This window comes from Salinimicrobium oceani, from assembly GCF_012037645.1.
The window spans coordinates 1-388 of record NZ_JAAVJR010000927.1 but is presented as its reverse complement, the minus strand read 5'-3'; the positions used below and the strand labels follow the sequence as shown (position 1 = coordinate 388).

The following is a 388-nucleotide window of genomic DNA, read 5'->3' as shown; positions in this document are numbered from 1 at the left end:
AAAATTTGTTAATAAAATATGCTGCAGCTGTTTTTTGAAAATATTTTTTGTTCTACATTTGTTTACATGGCAGTAACAAATTACATCCACGATCTTCTTTACCGGTACGAATGTGTGATCCTACCGGGATTTGGGGCCTTTATCACACAGCAGCATTCGGCCCAAATTGACCATTCCTCGAATGAGTTTTTCCCTCCTAAAAAGACAGTTTCATTCAACCGACAGTTGATCAAAAATGACGGTCTTTTGGCTAATTATCTCGTAGAGGCAGAGAAGGTGTCTTACCAGGAAGCACTTGAGATCATCTCCCAATTCGTACAGGACCTGGAGGTTGTACTGGAAGAGAACAAAAGGATAGATCTTCCCAATATAGGATCTTTCAGGATTT

1 protein-coding gene is annotated in these 388 nt (G+C 39.4%); it reads left to right on the top strand.

The window, feature by feature from the left end; all coding sequences use genetic code 11:
- Positions 1–66 precede the first annotated feature (66 nt).
- The coding region (locus HC175_RS20100) for an HU domain-containing protein (protein ID WP_479685247.1) at positions 67–388 on the top strand (322 nt) is incomplete at its 3' end.